Origin of the sequence: Blautia sp. Sow4_E7, from assembly GCF_052116245.1 — a bacterium.
Classification (GTDB): domain Bacteria; phylum Bacillota; class Clostridia; order Lachnospirales; family Lachnospiraceae; genus Blautia_A.
On the sequence record NZ_JBQKLL010000018.1, the window covers coordinates 39335 to 59199 of the forward strand.

Sequence of the window (19865 nt, forward strand, 5' to 3'; positions counted from 1 at the left end):
CTAACAGCCCCTTTCTGTATTTCTCTTTTCCAGCCATGCTTCAAATTCTTTTCGTTTAATCCGAACATGATTCCTTATTTTTACAACCGGAAAATATCCTTTTGTGTACCAGACATTTATCATGGACCGGCTGACCTTTGCCATAAAGGCTGCTTCATCTATAGTAAGATACTGCAGATTGCCATTCCTTCCTCGTTCCCCGGTCTGTGCCAGTTTCTTTCTCCGATAATTCGCCAGTGCCACATTTTCTTCCATTGCCAGTTCTTTATAATCGTTCGCCGGATCCAGATGATATTCATTCTGTCCGTCCAGAAACTTCTGAAAGCTTTCCTTCGTGATTCTTTTTCGATCAGCGATCGTGACGAACTCAAAGAAATGCTGATACTTTTGACTATTCAGGATGCCATATACCTGATTTCTGGTGATTCCCAGCTGTCTGGCCATTTCCGGCATAGTGAGAGTAGCGGCCTCCATTTCGGCATCCCTCTTTTTATCATCCTTCGTGCGGTATCTGAACTGTCCGTCATACCATTTCTGAAATGCAGCTTTTGGTACACGTTTCCAGTAATCCACAATCACGACTTCGATATTATTCCGCTTGATCAGGTCACAAACGACACCATCCGTAACTTCCAGCATTTCTGCAAGTTCCGGAACAGAATAAGACCATTCTTTCAATTCCTTTCCCGGTTCTTCTCCGTTGACTTTATGATATTTAATCTGATTCGCATACCACTTTTCAAAACTCTCAATATTGACCCGCATCTTTCCGGCAATCTCTTTGGTCTCAAAAAAGTTTTTATGTACCAGCCAATACCGATCCGTCTTTTTAAGCCCTAAAAGCTCGCCCATCTCAGAAACACTCATCCATTTCTTTTTTGCAGAAGACAGTCTCTTGTATGGGCTGTTTGCTTCCACTTCCTTTATCAGTTCTTCGTATTCCCCGGTATTCATTTTTCCCTTCTCATCCATGAAGCTTTCCTCCTTCTTCCCATACCATACCGCACTTTTTCAAAAAAATTTAGGATGTCGATTTTTCATCCGGATAGGAGATTAGTTGGAAGATTCCGGCAGATTATCCAGCCAGTCATCAAAGCTCTTTTTGGAAATACGGTACTTACCGCCATCCAGCTGGATCCACCGGAACTCATTTTTCTTCAGAAGGTTATATATTGTCGGTCTGCTGACTCCAAGGATTTCCTGTAACTCTTTTACTGTATAACATCTTTTCTCTGACATATGTCATTACCTCACATTTCATTATTTTGGAGGCGGCATGCCAAATACTCCCGCAAGTGACGGGGCATTTGGCTCTCGCGGCAGTCGCCAAATGGACATGCAAGCATGTCCGCTTGGCTCGTTGCTCGCGGATATAAATGTCCCTCTATATATCCAAAGTTTCAGAGGGGCTTATACAACATGTTTTAGTAAAAAAATGTCAAGATGAGAAAAATTGGCAAAAAGAAACCTCCGTATGAATCGAATCATACGAAGGTAACATGTTCTCATTATGTTGTATTTATTCCATGATATTGTCATTTTAAGAAACAGATAAACTGGAGGTTATCTCTTACAAACAGTGTTCATCAATACAATCACAACTACACAGTAAATTCCTGTTGTCCTCTTGTCCTATTTGTGCTATATCATATATATCTTTTCATTCATCCATGAAAACTTAGTTTACAATCATTATCTTCTTTACATAAGAAATTATATAATAATATTTAAAACTCCTAAAACTGCACCTACTAAAGCCCCAAGATTTACAATTGTATCCAATTCTTTTTTCATCACAGTCAGCACCAGTTTCTCCAGACTATCTACATTCATAGCATTGATTTTATCTTCGATAATTTCTGCAATATTCAAATTACCGATCAGCTTTCCGATGACAGAATCAATTGCTTTGTGATAAAAATCTGCTACTATTTTTCGAACGGCTCCTTCCGAAATATTCATATGGTTACAGAGATCTATGACAGATTGTTCTCCTAACGTATCAATTTTAGTTTCCAGTTCTTCCTTTATAAAATCTGGTCCTTTTTCATTAATATACTTTACTATTTCTCCTCCAACAGGCTGTATCAGGGAATTAAGCATTTCATCATTCAGAAACATTTCCAACATGGAGCCCTTTGTTTTGGCTTTAACAGCTTTTCCGGCTTCCTGAACAATAAGATTATCCAGATTCATATGTTGAACAGAATCAAGGATCTGGCTGGACAGTTCAGAAATCAATCTGTTTTTTATCTCTTCATAATTCAACTCGGACGAACATACTTTTGAAACACAGGTATGAAGATCAACAGATAATCCCTGAACAATCTGATCCACAACAGCATTTTCTGTTTCCAAAGAAATCATTTTCTGTTTAATATCATCTTCCGTTAGAAGATCGTCCGCCACAATAATTCCGATTGCTCTGGCAAGCCTTGGCTTTCCTTTAGGAATTGCCCCCGGAGTAAAAGGAAGTTTTCGTCCAAGGATTCTGACTTCCTGTTTAGGATAAAACAGCATTTTGACAGCGATATAATTAGTACAGTATCCAATCAATGCCCCTATAATGGGTCCTGCCAGTTTTTCTAACATTTTTCTTTTTCCTCCATAACACTCATATAAGCCGGACGGATAATCTTATCTGTGCAGATCAGTTCTTCCATACGATGCGCACTCCACCCGACTACCCTCGCTACTGCAAAAATCGCAGTATATAATTCACGTGGAATGCCTAGCATGTCATATACAAATCCGCTGTAAAAGTCCACATTCGGGCTCACTCGTTTTATAGTATTTCTGTTTTCTGCAATCAGTTTAGGTGCAATCACTTCAACATTCTCATAGAGCTGGAGATCGCTCTCCCGGCCTTTCTCTCTTGCCAGCGCTTCCACATATTTTTTAAATACTCTTTCTCTTGGATCCGACAATGTATACACCGCATGTCCCATTCCGTAAATCAACCCTTTTTTGTCAAATACCTGTTTGTCAATTATCTTCATAAGATATGCTGATATTTCTTCTTTATCAGAAAAATCCTTTACATTTTCCCGTATATTATCCATCATCTCCACAACTTTTATGTTTGCGCCGCCATGCTTCGGTCCCTTCAAAGATGACATAGCGGCAGCAATTGTTGAATATGTATCTGAACCGGAAGAGGTCACCACTCTGGTTGTAAAAGTAGAATTATTTCCGCCGCCATGTTCCATATGAAGAATCAATGAAGTATCCAGAACTTTCGCTTCAACCGGTGTGTATTTCTGATCATGCCTGAGCATCATTAGAAGATTCTCAGCTGTAGACAGTTTCGGATCCGGATTATGGATATACATACTCTGGTTTTTTTCGTAATGATTATAGGCATGATATGCATATACAGCAAGGAGTGGAAATTCACTAATCAGTTGGATGCACTGCCGCAACGAATTACTGACGCTGATGTCTTTTGCCTTTTTATCATAAGCAGCCAGTGTCAGAATACTTCTTGTCATTGAATTCATAATATCCTCAGATGGTGCCTTCATAATAACATCTCTGGTAAAGTTCGTTGGAAGCGTTCTGCATGTGCCAATCACTTCCCGGAACTTTTTTTCTTCATCTTCTGAAGGCAATTCCCCCATCAACAGAAGATAAGCGATCTTTTCAAAACCAAGCTGTTCTTCTCCAAGATTGCCAATCAATTTTTCTACCTTATATCCACGATACCACAATTCCCCGTCACAAGGTACTTTTTCTCCATCTTTCACACATGATGATACAATACGGGAAATCTTAGTCAAACCGGTAAGCACACCTTTTCCATTTTCATCCCGCAGCCCCCGGTTAACACCAAACTCTTCATACAATCTAGGATCAATATGATCATTTTTCCGGCAGATATCTTCATTCTGCACAGCATAATCATTCATCCGCTTCATCAGCTCTCCCATACGAATCGACCTCTCCAATCCCTTTTATTTCGCTGCACATCAGGTTATCCAGTTGTTTCATCATTTTTAATAACATGATCAAATTATCTTTTCCGAATTTGTTGATCACTTTTCCATAACATTCTCTCAGAATCATTTCCTGACCCTTAAACAGTTTCTGTCCCGTTTCTGTAACAGTCACATATGTTCCTTCACTTCCGCTTCCTTCATAAGACCACAGTACCAGTCCACGATCTTTCAGCTTTTCTACCATTTTTGATGTCTGCCGTATTGTCAGCTGCATCTTTTCTGATAAATCCTTTAAATACGTTCTCCCATTATTATTCGGAGAATTTTCTCTCTCAGATTCTATAGTATACAAAGCAATATACTCCTGAAGTGTCATTTTACGAAACAGTTCCTGTATTTTTCCTTTGTTCATCAGATACCGACGATAGGTTAATTCATTTGTAAACTTTCTGATTTCATTTGCATTCAATATTTCTCTCTGCTCTGGCATCTTCAACCGCTCCTCTCTTTTTATTTACATCAATACATGTTATTTTCTTATTTAATCCCCAATTTCTGCCTGAATTTTAATGGCAAAATCAACCGCATTTTCCAGATCTTCTTCATCCGGATGGGTATTTCCCAGTCGAAACATCTGCTGCATCTCTTTTTCTTTACTTGGCATCTGGCTGATCATAATTTTCCTTCTATCTGACTCCACATTCCCCTGACAGAGAAACATTCCCAGATACTCTCCCTCGTCCGGGTACCAGACTTCAAGATTTTTTTCAAGCTTTTCTTTATATTGTTCTGTCGGCACATAACCGCAGGTAACGAACACTGCATATTTTCCGCCTGTAATCTGCTCAAATACATCTGAGATATCCATGCTGCAGGAATAACCATGAATTCCAAACCCGATCAGATAGACATCCGCCGCAGGTATATCCTGCTCTGTATCAATATCTACAATTGTTTTATCCTCTGTATTTAAAGCACCATAGATCTTTTCTGCTATTAAATGTGTATTGCCACTTTTTGACTGATATATAACTGCATATTTCATAATGAACCTCATTTCATATAAAAATAACAAAAGAGAACAAAAAGAGGAGATGTACCAGCCATCTCCCCATTTTGTTGCTCTCCAGTTATTTGATTTTACCTATTCACTTTAATACATTTCCGGCTGTGGCTGTGGTGCAGGTGTATTATCCTTAATGTCCGCTACCGCAGCTTCTGTAGTTAGAAGTGTGGCTGCCACGCTTACCGCATTCGTTAATGCATTCTTTGTTACCTTTACCGGATCAATAATACCCTGTTTCATCATATCCACAAAGGTTTCTGATGATGCATCAAATCCCATGCCAGGTTCACTCTTCTTTACCTTGTCTACGATAACCGGGCCTTCCAGACCTGCATTTTCCACAATCGTATACAGTGGTGCTTCCAGTGCCTTTGCTACGATTCTGGCTCCGGTCTTCTCATCACCCTCCAGGGCTGCTAACAGTTCCTCTACCTTTTTCTGTGCATGGATATATGCAGATCCGCCACCGCAGATAATGCCTTCCGATACGGCTGCTTTTGTTGCGTTCATGGCATCTTCCATGCGGTATTTAGCTTCTTTCATTTCTGTTTCTGTTGCCGCGCCGACACGGATCACTGCAACGCCTCCGCCCATCTTCGCGATACGGTCCATGAGTTTATCTTTATCAAAATCGGATGTTGTTTCCGCCATCTGTCTCTTCAGGCTGGCGATGCGTGCATCAATGTCTTCCTTGTTCCCGGCACCGTCTACGATCGTGGTATTTTCCTTTGTAACCTTTACAGATTTTGCACGGCCAAGCATATCCATCGTGGTATCTTTAAGTTCAAGGCCAAGATCTTCCATGATCACCTGACCGCCGGTAAGTGTTGCGATATCTTCAAGCATTGCCTTTCTGCTGTCACCATATCCCGGTGCCTTTACAGCAACGACCTTCAGGGTACCTCTCAGTCTGTTGACAATCAATGTGGTAAGTGCCTCTCCCTCCACATCTTCTGCAATGATGAGGAGTTCTTTCCTCTCTCTCATCACATTTTCCAAAATGGGAAGGATGTCCTGGATATTTGAAATCTTCTTATCAGTCATGAGGATATAAGGATCCTCCATGTTGGCGATCATTTTTTCTTTATCATCACACATGTATCCGGAAAGATATCCATTATCGAACTGCATACCTTCGACTACGTCGATCTCCGTCTTCATGGTCTTTGATTCTTCAATCGTAATAACGCCGTTCTCTCCGACTTTTTCCATTGCATCGGCAATCATCTCACCGACTTCTTCATTACCGGAAGAGATTGCAGCTACTTTTGCAATATGATCCTTCCCAGTAACAGGATGGCTCATTTCTTCAATTGCCTGTACAGCCACATCTGCTGCCTTCTTCATTCCTTTTCTTAAAACAATGGCATTTGCACCTGCTGCGATATTTTTCATTCCTTCTTTTACAAGTGCCTGTGCCAGAACTGTAGCTGTTGTTGTTCCATCTCCCGCAATGTCGTTTGTCTTGGTAGCCACTTCTTTTACAAGCTGTGCGCCCATATTTTCAAAACGATCTTCCAGTTCGATCTCTTTTGCAATGGTCACACCATCGTTTGTAATTAATGGTGCACCGTAAGATTTATCCAGTACAACATTTCTTCCTTTTGGCCCCAATGTTACCTTTACTGTATCTGCCAGTCTGTCTACGCCGGCTTCCATTTTTTTTCGAACATCAATATCAAAACTAATCTCTTTTGCCATGATAATTTCCTTCTTTCTACTGTTTCTATTACTCGACAATTGCCAGAATGTCATCCTGGATTACAATTTTATATTCTTCGTCGCCAATTTTTACTTCTGTGCCGCCGTATTCAGAAATAATGACTTTATCTCCTTCTTTTACCTGCATGGCAACCCTCTGTCCGTCTTTACATTTTCCCGGACCAACTGCAATTACTACAGCTTCCTGCGGTTTCTCTTTTGCGCTGTCTGGCAGAATGATTCCTGATTCTGTCTTTTCTTCAACATCCTGATACTGAAGAACTACTTTGTCACCCAATGGTTTTAATTTCATATGAATAACCTGCCTTTCTTTTGTTAGCACTCTTGCTTGTTGAGTGCCATCGTGTTTCGCAAAAAATATGTTTCTCGCGAAACATGTTTTATTTTTAAATTATTTATTTTTAAAGTATTATATCACCTGTATTTCTCTTGTCAATAGGTTTCCAAAATAATTTAAAAAAGATGCGAAGCACCTTAACCATTACTTTGCATCTTTTGATCATCTAAATTAATTCATTTATATTTTTCCTGATTTTTTCCGATACTTCCCGAAAAACCTTCAATTCTTCTTCCGACACACCTTTTAAAATCATCCCGTTCATTGCTTCCCTTCTCTTCGTCATTTCTGTTACCAGATCCTTCGCATAATCAGATATTTCATAATGAATATATCTTCTATCATTCTTATCCGGTATCGCAATAAGATAATTTCTCCTGCAGAGACTGTCAACTGCCTGCGAAATATGTCCACGGTTCATCATCAACTGATGGTGGATATCCGTAGAGGTATTATGTGTTCCGCATTTTGACAGGAAGTATAATATCTCCAGTTCTGCTCTTTTCATATCATATTTTTCTCGTAATTCAACGCTCTGTTCCTCTAACAGCTTTTTAAATTGTCCTCCCTGCAATATGATATCAATTTGTGTATCCATTTAGTTCAGCTTCTTTCAATGTTTTTTTCATTCTATCACAAGTTTAATAATTCGTCACCATTTAATTTTAAACGACTTTTTTGTTTCCTCTTAATTAATGATTAACATCTGGAATCTATTCCGCTGAATCTAATATCAGTAATTATTTTATTTCGCAAAGTTCACAAAATCTTCACACAATTATTAGCACTCTCTATTGACGAGTGCTAATTCATATGTTATATTACACATAGAACAAAGAAAGAGAATATGATTTTTCTTCCTGATATTCATAAATCAACACTTCGGGTTTCTCCGATAGTGCAAACTTTAGTTTATGTCATGAAAGGAGATATGACTTATGTTAATGCCTAGTATTTTTGGAGAAAATTTATTTGATGATTTTATGGATGATTTTGCTTTTCCGGACATCGATAAAAAATTGTATGGAAAACATGCTCCCCATATCATGAAGACTGATGTGAAGGAAAAAGACAACGCTTACGAAGTGGCAATTGATCTTCCTGGATTTAAGAAAGACGAGATTCAGATCCAGCTTGAAAACGGTTATGTAACTGTAAGTGCAGCAAAAGGTCTGGATAAAGATGAAAAAGATAAGGAAGGAAAATATATCCGCCGCGAGCGTTATACCGGAAATGTAAGCAGAAGCTTTTATGTAGGAAATAATGTTCAGAGAGAAGACATCCATCCGAAATTTGAAAATGGTATTCTTTCCTTTACTGTTCCAAAAGAGCAGAAGGCAGTAGAAAACAACTCACATTATATTTCCATCGAAGGTTAATCTCAAACGGGCAGGGAATAAAACCCCTGCCTGTTTTAAAAGCCAAATGCAATCGGAAAAGAGGTTTTTGATATGAGTAAAACGACATCAAGAGTATTATGGATTTTAGCCGGAATCTTTCTGATTATAACCGGGATCGGATGTTTGAGGAATCCCGGAAAAATTCTTTATGGTCTTCCCATTATCTTTGGAGTTGCCATGATGTTTTCCGGCATTATAGATATTGTGATATTTGCAGCCGGTCATGATTATATGGCAGGATCTGGCTGGTTTCTTGCTGACGGCATTCTAACCGTACTGATGTCTTTATTCATTTTGGGAAATGGATGGTTTACAGCAATGACTATTTCCTTTATTTTAGGAATGTGGCTGATTTTTTCAGGTATCACCAAACTGGTTAATTCCTTTGACCTTCAAAAACTGGGAGTAAAGGGCTGGGGCTGGTTTACAGTACTTGGAATCCTTCTGACTGTGATTGGTTTTCTGTCATTCACACATCCATTTGCAAGTATTGCAGCTATGGCCTGGGTAATCGGATTTTTCCTGATCCTACAGGGTATTGTATCTGTCATGCGTGGATGCTTTTCCAATCGCTTCTGGATGTAAAATATAACAAAAAATAACATTGCCAAGGAGGAAAAAAGGCACCTCTTCATATAGATTCGGCTGCATACAAAATTGTGTGCAGCCTTTTTTAACGAATGCCTAATTCCACAAACAATTTGAATATTCTTGTGCGATGAAATCGCACTTCCGGAAATCTGGAAATCAGATGTCTGGGAAGTGGAAATCATCTTATGCGAGTTTACTCGCGTAATGTTTTATTGCTAACTTCCCATGTTTTTCCTACTCAAACCAAAACGCGCCATCAATCACATGCTTTCTGCCAACTGTTCCTGTGTAATATTCTTTTCTTTTCGAAGCTCTTTAAGAAAACTTCCAACTTTTTCTTGTTTCATTTTGTTCCTCCTTCCACCGATAGATTAGTTTATTTCATCGATTTCAACCACAATACAAAGCGAGAAATTGATTTTTTTATATGGACAACCATGTCTATTTCTATTTTTTGCTTGCTTTTCCCCAAAAATAAGAATCCCACATCCCGGCAAATTCAAATTAATGCGTGTTTGCAGACTCACCAAAAGACTGAAATTTAATACTTTAAATTCCCTTTTTTAACATTTTCTTGAATGATGCAGTCTGTTATTTCAAACAACTTTTCAGATCCCAGTTTTGTTTTACTCTGTCTTTTATAAATTTGCTCTACGGTAACATCGTGTTCCCGCCAATCCCCACCATTATTGCTATTATTCAAGATAAGTGGTTAAATGTTATCCATAGCATGAGCAAACTTAGACTCTTCGGTTTCATATTCTTCAAACTCATCAAATATCTGGTAGATTTCTGGGAGCCCCGGTTGATGGTAACGCGATTCCATACCTGATCCTGAACGATCAGCATTCCCAGCTTTTTCAGCTGCTTGCCAAGCTCCTTGATATCAAAACAGATGATCCGGTTATTCAGTTCCACATTTGTCTGGTGGTTAAATACTTTCAGAGAACCATTAACGTAAATCTCCAGTGCTGTTGCGATTCGCTGAGCCTGGGGCTCTTTCTGCTTCCTCAGGCAGTCATACAAATCTCCCAGTACCGGCATATTTTCCGGTTTCGGATCTGCAAAATATTTCTGATATACAAGGGGAAGACACCGGTCGATCACTGATTTTTCCTCTGCCTCAATACCATTTCTGGTTCCCATGATCAGCTCACACAACGACAGGACAAAATCTGACTTCACACCCAGTGGATTATCATCATCGGAATAATCCATATTGATATCCATGGGATTAATATAATCCTTGCTGGTCGGAGAAATGTGGATAACCTGACCCCCAAGGGCATGAACCAGTGGATAATATTCTCCCTCCGGAGCACCGATGATAATATCGTCATTTGTCACGAAAAATGCATTTGTAATTTCTCTCTTAGCCGCAAAGGACTTTCCGGATCCAGGTGTACCGAGGATCAGCCCATTCGGGTTTTTCAGCTTCTTCCGATCTACCATGATCATATTGTTGCTGAGGGCATTCAGTCCGTAATAAAGGGATTCTCCGCCCATGAACAATTCCTGTGTTGTGAAAGGAACAAAAATAGCAGTGCTGGTAGTCGTCAGTGCCCTTTTAATCGGCACATGATTGACACCAAGCGGAACACTGCTCATCAGCCCTTCCTCCTGTTGATAATCCAGACGCCTTAACACACAGTTATATTTCTGAGCGATACCGGCAGTCTGGAATACTGCATTTTCCAGATCCTGTTTACTTTTTGCTGTATTCAAAAAGAGCGCAGTTACCAGGAACATACGCTCATTTCGTGACTGCAGATCTTCCAGAAGTCTCTTTGCCTCGCCGCCATACGTATTCAGGTCTGACGGGATGATGTCCATATCATATCCGGAACGAACTGCCTTTTTCTGTTCTTCAATTTTCATACGGTTGATATCTGTCACCTTGCTTTTTACAAGCTTGATGGCTTTCATCTGATCTACCGACTGCACATGAAGGTTTACGATCAGATCCTTATCCATATCCAGAAACTCTGCCAGCATTTTATCCGTAAGCTCCGGAGCCAGAATCTGCAGATAGGAGACTGCGCCAATCGTTATCCCCATCTGGAATGTCTTCCCTTCTTTAAATACAAAGCTGGTCGGTGCCACATAGTCCTTTGTACTGAGACCGGTCCGGATCATGGATCCATAATCAAACTGGAAATCGGCACTGGCATCCGGATTAAATGTTTCATACATAATCTGAAGCCGCTCCACACCATTCAGGGGATATGCCGGTACACCAAGCACCTTGAAATTATTCAGGATATCCGACTCGATACGTTCCAGCTTCGGTTTCGCCAGCTTGATATTCTCCGCTTCGATAGAAAACGTGATATATTTTGACTTTACCAGACCGTTATTACCCTTTGCCAGTTGATTTTTAAGCATCTGTGCATCTTCCATGCGGACATCATCAAACTCATCATGCTGAGGCCGGATACGGATCACATTCTCAAATTCCTTCATATTACTTTTGTGATTGATAAAGCTCAGCTGGAAATGGATGCTGCTGTCAAAATAGTTGAGGAAATCACACCAGTTTTCAAAAATAGCATTCTTATCCTCATTCTGTGCCAGCTGATAGTTGATATCATAAAACCGGATACATTTAGAATATGTATTCCCCTGTACCCGGCAGATCCCATCCTTTCCCATCTCTTTGTATCGGATCGTCTTTTGTACCGAAAGCCGCTTTTCTTCTTTTTTCTTTGACTTTTTGGTGCTGTTATTTTTTCTTTTTGACACCTGTCTTTCCTCCCTTCTTTCCTCTGACTGCATTTTTCGAACCGATTGTTTCCGGATTCGATTCATAATAATTCTCTGTTTCATAGGTTCTGACCGGTGGCCGGAACACTTTTACATTCAGGATGTGCAAGATCACATCCTCGAGATGCATCCCATCTTTTTCATACATGGCAAACATAAATGCCGGCAACATTAGAATCACCATAACGGTAGCCGCATTTGACATTCCAAGTATTCCTCTTGTGAGAAAATAAAACGGAATACCAATCGCTGCACCGATACCGATGCAGATGATCTGTCTCTTTGTCAGATTAAAAGCCACTTTGTTTTTTACTTTTGTCAAATCCTTTGGAACACTGACATATGCCATGGTTTATCTCTCCTTCCTGTGATTAATTTAATGGGCATTAAAAATGGACTTGCTCAGGGATCCTGTCTTAAACAAACTAAAACACAGGATGACTGTATAAGCCATTACGCCAAATAATGAAGAACTCAGATTATCTGAATACTGGATACCCGCTACCAGCACAGCATAGATAGCGACGCAAACCATCATCAGAAATGCCTGGAATGCCAGGGCAAAGAGTCCTCTGAAATAATTGGTTCCGATCTGTCCCCACTCTCTGTTGCTCATTGTGGCGAACGGAATCGGCGCGACCGAAGTATAAAGGTAAATCTCAATCATACGTCCATATAGAATTACGGTGATCAATACGGACATGATTCTCATACAGAAGCTGACGATCAGGGTTTCCAATGCCAATACTACTAATTCTCCAATCTCCATGGCTTCCAATGTAGCCTCCAGATCGGTCAATGCCGAACTGATATCAATGGCTGTACTGCCTGTGACCACACCGGATGCAGCATTTACTACATGCTGACCTACATCAAAAACAGACATTGTAATCGTAAAAGTATTGCTTACCAGATACACTGCGATCCACATCTTCACAAAGTATTTGAAGAACATCCATGTATCAATATCATGCATGTTATTACGCTCAGTAAGCATGGAAATCAGTTCATAGCAGAGCACAAACGTAATGATGATACCTGCAATCGGTAAAATTACCGAATTGGACAGGTTCTGGATCATACTGAATATGCTGCCATTCCATCCCTGGGGAGTCTGTCCAACCTGGCTTGCAATCTCACCAGTTTTCTGATTGACATCAGTAAACATCTGATCCAGGTTGGAATTGATCATCCCTGTCAGGAGTTCCCTCATCCATTCTTCGATCGCATCAAAAATCTGATCGAACATGGATAACTACTCCTTTCTCTTAACCAAACAGTCCACTAAGAAGCGGAATTAACTGAGTACCGATGAGGATTACACCACCACCGCTCATAAGCTGTATAATGCCAAATATGAGAAAATTTTTGCCCGAATGGGCTTGAAATTGATAAAAAAATGATAGATTAGAAATATCTTATGGAGCTGGAACCTCTTTCGATGGTTCCAAGCTCCGGTATTGGACTTAAATTAAAATGAATTTCCATTTCCACCGCATGGGAACTGTTGCTTCCATCATCCTGCGGCTCTGAAATGACAATCTTGCTGATCAGCCGGTTCAGTATATTGGCATCCAGTTCTGTGATGTCTGTATAGCTGCCTATATCTTCTGCCCACTGTTGAGACTGGGCATCCAGCTTTTCTTCTGCATCCAGCAGTTTCTGATTTTTTACAAGCTCCTGTTTGATCTCAGACTGCTCTTTCTGTGTTTTCTCCAGCATCTTATCAAAAGTAGATTCTGAAATCTTTTCACTGATCAGGTCATCATAAAGGCGGGCAATCAACCTGTCAAGGGACTCCAGCCTGTCTTTCTGTTTCGCTGCCAGTTTTTCAATACTATCCCTGTGATCCTGTTCGTCCTCATGGCAAAGTTCCCGGACACGTTCTTCCATATCCTCACATCCGCCGACGGCAATTCTGGCACATTCACGGATTTTGGAAAGTACTGCATCGTACAGATCATCTGCATCCACCCGATGCTGGCTGCAGTGTGCTTTTCCTTTGTGAATGTAAGTGGAACAGCTATAGATCTCACGTGGGTCTTTGCTGTTGGTTTTGCGGATGGTTAATGCCCCTCCGCACTCCGCACAGCGAAGCAGTCCCGCAAAAATGCTGTATTCCCCGGTGGTATTCTGCCTTTTTCTCGATCTTATTTTCGCCTGTACCAGTTCAAAGGTATCCCTTGAAATAATCGGTTCATGGGTATCTTCCACTGTGATCCATTCATCCGGTGCCTTGTCTCCCTGTGAGCCGATTTTAAACCGATAATACCTCTTCTGGGATGCCATATCCCCACAGTAGACCGGATTTCGGAGCAGGTCTTTCAGGTACGATTCATCCCAGACATATTTCCCGTTTTCCGGGTCTTTCTGCTCCCATTTGGTGTAATAAGTACGGTTCCCCCCGTTTCCGGTGCCACCATGACGGGCAAGGGACTTTCTGGCGTTCCAGCTCCCGGGAAATATAATTGATTCCCCGTCCGTCCACCGCCCACTGGAAGATCTTCCTGACAATGGGTGCCGTCTCCTCATCTATCAGGAGATGCCCTTTTTCGTCCGGATCTTTTAAATACCCCAAAGGCGGAACCACACCGGTAAACTTGCCTTTCGTTGCCTGCAGATGGTAAGAAGCATGTACTTTCTTGGAAATATCCCTTGAATACATCTCATTCAGTACGTTCTTAAATGGAGCGATCTCATTATCCCCGGCATATGTGTCAACGTTATCATACAGTGCCACATACCGAACACCATGCTTCGGGAAAAATTCTTCCATCAGATACCCCGTCTGTACGTGGTTCCTTCCCAGACGGCTCTGGTCTTTCGTTATTACCAGATTGACCAGGCCTTTTTTACATGCCTGCAAAAGCCTCTGTAAATCCGGACGTTCCGTGTTCAATCCGGTGTACCCATCATCCTGAAACACCCCTACGATCTGCCATCCCTGCGAATTACAGTAATTCGTCAGGATATCCCTCTGGTTGGAAATACTGGCACTCTCGCCATTCAGTTCATCATCCTTGGAAAGCCTACAGTAAATACCGACTCTCCATGTATCACAGTTTTCTTTTCGTCTGCTGTTTTGATACATCATTGCGTTGTTCATCTGATACCTCCGTTCCTTTCGCACATCCTACGCAGATTTCAGATTACTGAACTCATGTTCATTATAATCCATATCTGTCATTTTTGCAAGGTAATCTTTCTTTTTCGTGTCCTTTATTTTCTGTGCGATCACCTCTGCAAAGACCTGCGACGCATCCCGATCGCCATCAAAAAACACCTTGATATTTACAATCTTATTTTTCGTTGCCATAAAAATCCCCTCCATTTTCTGCAAGAAAAAAGCAGCTAATCCATTTCCATAGACTAACTGCCCAAACACTGGTTCCATATTTCATTTTCTCTGCCAAATATACCCACAACGGATTTATGAAAATATAATGAAATTTCGATTTTTCATTGATAAAAAAACAGATTAGTGGTACATTAGATATAGAAAGAGCACCCACTCCAAAGTGGATGCCTCTCGAATGGGTTATTTGTCCTTATGGACACCGCCTATCCTGTTGGCCGACAGGATAGGCATTTTTATTTCTTCTTGTGCTTTCTGTCAAGAAAGGCAAGAAACGCAACAATCAAGCTGCCAAAGGCAATCAACAAAGTCAATATGCCGATGACAAGAGACAAAATCTCATAAGCTGTCATAATCACGCACCTCCCTTCCTTTTTATTCCGTCACCATAAAGGCTTCGGTCTGTAAGGTTCGGGAGGCTACCACCCCGTCATGGGTAACTCTTCCATGGCATTTCTGCCACGGAATTATCATACCATCAATATCCAATGTTTTCAATTATAATCTGCCACATTTCCCCATAAACAGACAGCCTTCCTTTCTGTCTGTCATGCAAAAATGTTTTAGTGGCAGAGTGGCAGGCTTTAAGGTATCTATAAAATCCTGCCTTTAAACCAGAAATCCTGCCACTAATCTAATTTCAACCGGACAGTATTTTCCCGTCCTGTCCCTTTTCCATACACAAGCCGTTCCCCCATCCGGTTACGGACATCACGCATGGTTCTGGATGAAATGTTCATCGCAGCCGCTTTTTCCTGAATGTCCTTCAGCGGGATTTCTTTTCCGTCTTTCAGCATTTCCTCCATCAGCCTTGTTCCCCGTTCCAGTTTTGTCTCTATCGGTTTTCCTTCTTTCCCGTTCAGGAGATCGTCTGCATTGATGTCATAACCGCCAATCCAGCGGAAACCTTCTTCATCCCCCAGCATAAACGCAAGTGTCTCACCCGGAGGAGCAAGAGAGCTTTTCTCATGGATCAGCACTCTCGTTGTCGGGTCTTTCTTTACCTTTCCGATAAATAAAAGGCTTCTGACGGCAGCCATGATGTCAATGGAACCAAGCCCCCGGTAGGTACTCTGCGTACCGCAGGCTTTGTTCAGATGCCCGATGAGCACAATGGCACATCCGGTCTGTTCTGCCACATTTCCCAGTTTCCGGAATACCGGACGGACTTCATTCGCCCGGTTCATATCCACATCCGCACCGATAAATGCCTGCACCGGGTCAATGATCAGGAGCCGGACTTTGTTCTGCCGGATGGCTCTCTCAATCCGGTCATCCATTAATGTCAGTGGGATTTTTGTATCATCAATCACCATGACCCTTGAAAGATCTGCCTCGCATTCGATCAGCCTTGGTTTGATGGTATCTCCCTTTCCATCCTCGGCTGTCTGGTAGATTACATTAAATGGTTCTGTCTCCTCCATATTCGGGAGATATTTCCGGTTGGTGCAGGCTGCGGTCAGCTTCATGGCAAAATACGTTTTTCCTTCCCCCGGATTGCCCTGAATGATGGTCAGCTTGCCAAACGGGATATAGGGAAACCAGAGCCATTCCACACTTGTGGCTTCCACATCCTGATAATAAATCATAGGCACGATCTCTTCTTTTTCCGGTGCTTTCAGCACAACCGTATCTGCAACCGGGTTCCTTCCCTGCATTTCTTCCTGATGGCAGATGATTTCATTCCAGTCTTTCAAAACCGGCTTTAAGCGGATGATCCGTTCACAGGGAACTTCTTTCCCTGCAATCTTTTCACAGGCTTCCTCCCCGGCTTTGTCATTATCAAGACAGAGAAATACCGAAGTGATATTTGGGCTGTCAGAAAGAAAGGCTGTCAGTGCCCTGTCCGATGTACCGCCCAGGCTAAGATAGCTTCTCTGTTCCCAGTCTTTCGGGAACAGCTGAATAAAAGATAAGAGGTCAATCGGTGCTTCAAACACATACAGCTGGTCACCGTTTCCTCTGTAGCAAAAACTGTACTCTTTCGATGAACCAGCCACATCTCCCCGGAATTTTTCTTCTTCCGTTCCCCGGATGTGGGCGTACCGGGGAATCCCTGAATGGTCTTTCCCGACAAACACGATATTATGATGCTTTTCATCCTCATAAATATCGCCATTCCCAATAAATACCTTTACCAGATCCTCTTGTATTCCTCTGGTCTTTGTCAGATATTCCAGTATCTTTTTTTCATCCCTGTTTCTCATTGGAAGCCGGAAATCAGGCGAAGGGGCGGGGATGCCCTGTTTTGGGGCATCCTTCGCCACCCGCCTTTCCTCCCCCTCTTCCCCGGTCAGTTTTTTCATTGCCTCCGGGAATGTCAGTCCATAAAACTCCATCACAAAATCAATCGGTCCACCGCCAGTTCCCCGGCTGTGCCGGAACCAGCAGTTTCCACGGACAGTCACGCTGTCATGAGCCATCCAGCGGTATTCCTTCCCGCTTTTCACTAATTTCTCACCCTGTGACTGTAAAAATGAAACAAGGTCAGTGGATTTTGCCCGCCTGACCTGCTCTTCTGAATACTGCATTTTCATTTCCTCCTTATAAACTCATGTCATTTCTTTTGATTTTCTTCTTTGATGCTTTTCTTTCTTCCTCCTCTTTCCGCTTGATCTCCTTGTTTTTGTTCAGCTTCTCCAGAACAGAAGTCCTTTCTACCATTGGTTTCTGGGAATATCCTTTTGCCTGAGATGAAACCGGATGCTGCACAGATGGATCTTCTTTTTCTGACCGCCCGGTGTTACCGGACTGCATCTGCCTTTTTTCATTCAGCATAACATCAATGCACTTCTGCACTTTCCTGACCATCTTTAATTCCTTATCATACGGGGTAAGGTCAATATCCGCATCCCGGTTCAATGCCTCCAGCTTTTCCTGTTCTTTTTTCCACTGTGCAACCGGCAGCTTTCCTTGTGCATCCCGGTAGGGTTTCAGCCTCCGTTCACACATCCGGTACAGGTCGATCTGCTTTTTATGATCACTGTAATATTTCTGCTTGGAACCCTTAAAGAAAATCTTATGGTATTTATCCATAACCGGCTGCAGCTTTTTCATTTTCTGGTCATAATCCATCAGTTCCCGGTACCCGGCAATCTCTCCCCTCCGGGATTTGATTTCGGAACGGATGCCACCCGCAACCGTCTGTAATTCCTCTAATTTCTGGTTCAGCTGTTCTACAGTTGCGATCTGGTTCACAGTCAGGTAATTCACTGCCTCTGCAAACTCTTTCAGGTTCGTCAGGTGTGCTTTCCGGCTCCCATACTGGTAGGTATCTGCCACTTTATCACGTTTCTCATAATAATCCTGCAGGCTTTCCATCAATGTAGGGTTTGCCCTCCGGTACAGTTCTGCACTTACCTCTTCCCGGAATGTTTTCGCCCACGCAAGGGATTCTTTTAAATGGATCCATATCTCATTTAATTTGCGGATTGCCCGGTTCAGGTCTCCCACCACTGTCCGGATGCCTTTTTTCTCCATCGCCCGGACTTCATATCCCTCGTGGATCGTTGGAATCAGTTCAATTCCCTGTTTCTCATAGGAACGATGGTCTATCCTTGCTGCCAGACCTTTCTCCTTGAATGCTGCATTGACTTTATCCGCCCACTGTTTTCTCCATTCTTCCAGAAGTTCCGGGGAATTCCAGCCGGTAGTGGAAACAGCAGAAAAGATATATTTTCCATTTTCATCCCGGATACGGTTTCCATCTTCGTCCAGCTTGTACTCCCTACGCTGTTTCTTCCCCCATGTTCCATCCGGATTCATGGGACGGATGGGAACCAGCACATGGAAGTGGGGATTGTCTGCAATCTCCGGGTCACTGGATTCCCCCTCATGGACTGCCATATCCACGATCATTCCCCGGCTGACAAACTGTTCCCGGCAGAACTCCCTTGCCAGCTCCACATTTTCTTCCATGGTCAGCTCATTTTGTAATGCAATATTAAAGGAATAGGCAAGCTGTGCCCGCTTTCCTTTTTCCGCAAACTCCACTTCATTCCAGAGTGTCTGGCGGTCAGAGAAGCGATCCGGCACATAGTCCGGCAGCATGATCTCGTCATAGATCACTCCCTTTTTTTTAGTGTAATCATGGATTCCCTCGTAATAATCATTGTACAGTTTCTGCCCGGAAATATAAGCTGCGGAACCCACCACCGTCTGCCCTTTACCCCTTGATACCTGCTTTACAGAAAAATGATACAGTGACATTACTGCTCCTTTCCGGAGGATGCCAGACTGCGGTTATATTCGGAATGCCTCACTGCCCGTTCCAGCATTTCATGTACACTCTTCATGTGGGCGATACATTTCAGGAATGCCCGGAACTCTTCTTCTGTCAGCACCTTAACTTCCGGGAATGCTTTCTCCACCTCCGCACCTCTGACAATCAGGCTGTGGTTCCTTGCTTTCCGCTTTGCAACTTTCATCTGCTGTTTGGAAAGGTTCAGTCTGCGTTCTTCCACTTCGATCTGATGTTCTGTCTGTTCCAGATTCTGCCGAAGTTTCTCAAGGCTTTGTTTTTTCAGATTCCTTTTTTCTCCCATAATGGTCTCCTCTCTTTCTCTTGACTGCATGGTTGACTGATAAAAAAGCCGGTATGAATTCTGTCCCTTAACTCACACCGGCTTCCTGTCCAGACTTTTTCCCAAAAATGGGCAAAAGTAATGGGCAAAACAAAAGGCACCAACTTTTT

At 42.1% G+C, this 19865-nt stretch carries 20 protein-coding genes and 2 pseudogenes; 2 read left to right on the forward strand and 20 right to left on the reverse strand.

Features of this window, described 5'->3' with window-relative positions; translation table 11 throughout:
• The 9 genes from ACTQ50_RS11365 to ACTQ50_RS11405 form a co-directional block, all read right to left on the reverse strand.
• The gene (locus ACTQ50_RS11365; RefSeq protein WP_441484309.1) at window positions 1-972 is read right to left on the reverse strand and encodes a helix-turn-helix domain-containing protein; all 972 of its coding nucleotides are present in this window, start codon (window positions 970-972) and stop codon (window positions 1-3) included.
• Window positions 973-1053: 81 nt separating this feature from the next.
• A complete protein-coding gene (locus ACTQ50_RS11370) occupies window positions 1054-1239 on the reverse strand; it encodes a helix-turn-helix domain-containing protein (protein ID WP_441484310.1) in 186 nt (61 codons plus the stop codon).
• A 474-nt stretch (window positions 1240-1713) separates the two neighbouring features.
• Entirely contained in the window at window positions 1714-2592 is an 879-nt protein-coding gene (locus ACTQ50_RS11375; RefSeq protein ID WP_441484311.1) for a DUF445 domain-containing protein, read from the reverse strand.
• Complete coding sequence (locus ACTQ50_RS11380; protein ID WP_441484324.1) at window positions 2586-3917, reverse strand: citrate/2-methylcitrate synthase; 1332 nt, start codon at window positions 3915-3917, stop codon at window positions 2586-2588. The genes ACTQ50_RS11375 and ACTQ50_RS11380 overlap by 7 nt, the downstream gene beginning before the upstream one ends.
• Window positions 3901-4428, reverse strand: a complete 528-nt coding sequence (locus tag ACTQ50_RS11385) for a hypothetical protein (protein ID WP_441484312.1) — start codon at window positions 4426-4428, stop codon at window positions 3901-3903. Before ACTQ50_RS11385 ends, ACTQ50_RS11380 begins: the two co-directional genes overlap by 17 nt.
• 51 nt (window positions 4429-4479) lie before the next feature.
• Window positions 4480-4983: a flavodoxin family protein gene (locus ACTQ50_RS11390; RefSeq protein ID WP_441484313.1), complete on the reverse strand. Its 504-nt coding sequence runs from the start codon at window positions 4981-4983 to the stop codon at window positions 4480-4482.
• Between the two features lie 108 nt (window positions 4984-5091).
• Entirely contained in the window at window positions 5092-6705 is a 1614-nt protein-coding gene (gene groL, locus ACTQ50_RS11395; RefSeq protein ID WP_441484314.1) for a chaperonin GroEL, read from the reverse strand.
• A gap of 28 nt (window positions 6706-6733) precedes the next feature.
• Window positions 6734-7018 carry a co-chaperone GroES gene (locus tag ACTQ50_RS11400; RefSeq protein ID WP_154433058.1) on the reverse strand — a complete coding sequence of 95 codons (285 nt, stop codon included), beginning with the start codon at window positions 7016-7018 and terminating at the stop codon, window positions 6734-6736.
• Window positions 7019-7229: 211 nt separating this feature from the next.
• Window positions 7230-7661: a MarR family winged helix-turn-helix transcriptional regulator gene (locus tag ACTQ50_RS11405; protein WP_154433057.1), complete on the reverse strand. Its 432-nt coding sequence runs from the start codon at window positions 7659-7661 to the stop codon at window positions 7230-7232.
• Window positions 7662-8001: 340 nt separating this feature from the next.
• Here ACTQ50_RS11405 and ACTQ50_RS11410 point away from each other — a divergent pair, with 340 nt between their 5' ends.
• Window positions 8002-8442, forward strand: coding sequence for an Hsp20/alpha crystallin family protein (locus tag ACTQ50_RS11410; protein WP_262655201.1), 441 nt, complete (start codon window positions 8002-8004; stop codon window positions 8440-8442).
• A 72-nt stretch (window positions 8443-8514) separates the two neighbouring features.
• Window positions 8515-9048, forward strand: coding sequence for an HdeD family acid-resistance protein (locus ACTQ50_RS11415; protein ID WP_154433055.1), 534 nt, complete (start codon window positions 8515-8517; stop codon window positions 9046-9048).
• Window positions 9049-9753: 705 nt separating this feature from the next.
• Here ACTQ50_RS11415 and ACTQ50_RS11420 read toward each other — a convergent pair.
• The 11 genes and pseudogenes from ACTQ50_RS11420 to ACTQ50_RS11470 all read right to left on the reverse strand — a co-directional run bounded on the left by ACTQ50_RS11420 (window position 9754) and on the right by ACTQ50_RS11470 (window position 19716).
• The gene (locus tag ACTQ50_RS11420) at window positions 9754-11829 is read right to left on the reverse strand and encodes a VirB4-like conjugal transfer ATPase, CD1110 family (protein WP_441484325.1); all 2076 of its coding nucleotides are present in this window, start codon (window positions 11827-11829) and stop codon (window positions 9754-9756) included.
• Window positions 11777-12166: a PrgI family protein gene (locus ACTQ50_RS11425; RefSeq protein ID WP_154580939.1), complete on the reverse strand. Its 390-nt coding sequence runs from the start codon at window positions 12164-12166 to the stop codon at window positions 11777-11779. Before ACTQ50_RS11425 ends, ACTQ50_RS11420 begins: the two co-directional genes overlap by 53 nt.
• 27 nt (window positions 12167-12193) lie before the next feature.
• Complete coding sequence (locus ACTQ50_RS11430) at window positions 12194-13066, reverse strand: VirB6/TrbL-like conjugal transfer protein, CD1112 family (RefSeq protein WP_441484315.1); 873 nt, start codon at window positions 13064-13066, stop codon at window positions 12194-12196.
• Window positions 13067-13085: 19 nt separating this feature from the next.
• Window positions 13086-13169: pseudogene (locus ACTQ50_RS11435) on the reverse strand (Maff2 family mobile element protein); the annotation flags it as partial.
• 55 nt (window positions 13170-13224) lie between these two features.
• Window positions 13225-14923 (reverse strand): annotated as a pseudogene (locus ACTQ50_RS11440) (recombinase family protein).
• 27 nt (window positions 14924-14950) lie between these two features.
• Window positions 14951-15133: a hypothetical protein gene (locus ACTQ50_RS11445; RefSeq protein ID WP_302577724.1), complete on the reverse strand. Its 183-nt coding sequence runs from the start codon at window positions 15131-15133 to the stop codon at window positions 14951-14953.
• Window positions 15134-15408: 275 nt separating this feature from the next.
• The gene (locus ACTQ50_RS11450) at window positions 15409-15525 is read right to left on the reverse strand and encodes a putative holin-like toxin (RefSeq protein WP_243115541.1); all 117 of its coding nucleotides are present in this window, start codon (window positions 15523-15525) and stop codon (window positions 15409-15411) included.
• Window positions 15526-15547: 22 nt separating this feature from the next.
• Window positions 15548-15670: a hypothetical protein gene (locus ACTQ50_RS11455; RefSeq protein ID WP_256443746.1), complete on the reverse strand. Its 123-nt coding sequence runs from the start codon at window positions 15668-15670 to the stop codon at window positions 15548-15550.
• A gap of 131 nt (window positions 15671-15801) precedes the next feature.
• Window positions 15802-17703 (reverse strand): AAA family ATPase, encoded by a 1902-nt coding sequence (locus ACTQ50_RS11460; protein ID WP_441484316.1) that lies wholly within the window; start codon window positions 17701-17703, stop codon window positions 15802-15804.
• A 13-nt stretch (window positions 17704-17716) separates the two neighbouring features.
• Window positions 17717-19381, reverse strand: a complete 1665-nt coding sequence (gene mobQ, locus ACTQ50_RS11465) for a MobQ family relaxase (protein ID WP_441484317.1) — start codon at window positions 19379-19381, stop codon at window positions 17717-17719.
• Entirely contained in the window at window positions 19381-19716 is a 336-nt protein-coding gene (locus tag ACTQ50_RS11470) for a DUF3847 domain-containing protein (RefSeq protein ID WP_441484318.1), read from the reverse strand. Before ACTQ50_RS11470 ends, mobQ begins: the two co-directional genes overlap by 1 nt.
• Window positions 19717-19865: the final 149 nt, after the last annotated feature.

Bases quoted from the DNA above. Each gene is read 5' to 3' on its own strand.
- ACTQ50_RS11415 (WP_154433055.1), top strand. From the start codon at position 8,515: ATGAGTAAAACGACATCAAGAGTATTATGGATTTTAGCCGGAATCTTT.
- ACTQ50_RS11445 (WP_302577724.1), bottom strand. From the start codon at position 15,133: ATGGCAACGAAAAATAAGATTGTAAATATCAAGGTGTTTTTTGATGGC.
- mobQ (WP_441484317.1), bottom strand. From the start codon at position 19,381: ATGTCACTGTATCATTTTTCTGTAAAGCAGGTATCAAGGGGTAAAGGG.
- ACTQ50_RS11400 (WP_154433058.1), bottom strand. From the start codon at position 7,018: ATGAAATTAAAACCATTGGGTGACAAAGTAGTTCTTCAGTATCAGGAT.
- ACTQ50_RS11410 (WP_262655201.1), top strand. From the start codon at position 8,002: ATGTTAATGCCTAGTATTTTTGGAGAAAATTTATTTGATGATTTTATG.
- ACTQ50_RS11460 (WP_441484316.1), bottom strand. From the start codon at position 17,703: ATGCAGTATTCAGAAGAGCAGGTCAGGCGGGCAAAATCCACTGACCTT.
- ACTQ50_RS11420 (WP_441484325.1), bottom strand. From the start codon at position 11,829: ATGCAGTCAGAGGAAAGAAGGGAGGAAAGACAGGTGTCAAAAAGAAAA.
- ACTQ50_RS11405 (WP_154433057.1), bottom strand. From the start codon at position 7,661: ATGGATACACAAATTGATATCATATTGCAGGGAGGACAATTTAAAAAG.
- ACTQ50_RS11390 (WP_441484313.1), bottom strand. From the start codon at position 4,983: ATGAAATATGCAGTTATATATCAGTCAAAAAGTGGCAATACACATTTA.
- ACTQ50_RS11385 (WP_441484312.1), bottom strand. From the start codon at position 4,428: ATGCCAGAGCAGAGAGAAATATTGAATGCAAATGAAATCAGAAAGTTT.
- ACTQ50_RS11425 (WP_154580939.1), bottom strand. From the start codon at position 12,166: ATGGCATATGTCAGTGTTCCAAAGGATTTGACAAAAGTAAAAAACAAA.
- ACTQ50_RS11380 (WP_441484324.1), bottom strand. From the start codon at position 3,917: ATGAAGCGGATGAATGATTATGCTGTGCAGAATGAAGATATCTGCCGG.
- ACTQ50_RS11470 (WP_441484318.1), bottom strand. From the start codon at position 19,716: ATGGGAGAAAAAAGGAATCTGAAAAAACAAAGCCTTGAGAAACTTCGG.
- ACTQ50_RS11375 (WP_441484311.1), bottom strand. From the start codon at position 2,592: ATGTTAGAAAAACTGGCAGGACCCATTATAGGGGCATTGATTGGATAC.
- ACTQ50_RS11365 (WP_441484309.1), bottom strand. From the start codon at position 972: ATGGATGAGAAGGGAAAAATGAATACCGGGGAATACGAAGAACTGATA.
- ACTQ50_RS11450 (WP_243115541.1), bottom strand. From the start codon at position 15,525: ATGACAGCTTATGAGATTTTGTCTCTTGTCATCGGCATATTGACTTTG.
- groL (WP_441484314.1), bottom strand. From the start codon at position 6,705: ATGGCAAAAGAGATTAGTTTTGATATTGATGTTCGAAAAAAAATGGAA.
- ACTQ50_RS11430 (WP_441484315.1), bottom strand. From the start codon at position 13,066: ATGTTCGATCAGATTTTTGATGCGATCGAAGAATGGATGAGGGAACTC.
- ACTQ50_RS11370 (WP_441484310.1), bottom strand. From the start codon at position 1,239: ATGTCAGAGAAAAGATGTTATACAGTAAAAGAGTTACAGGAAATCCTT.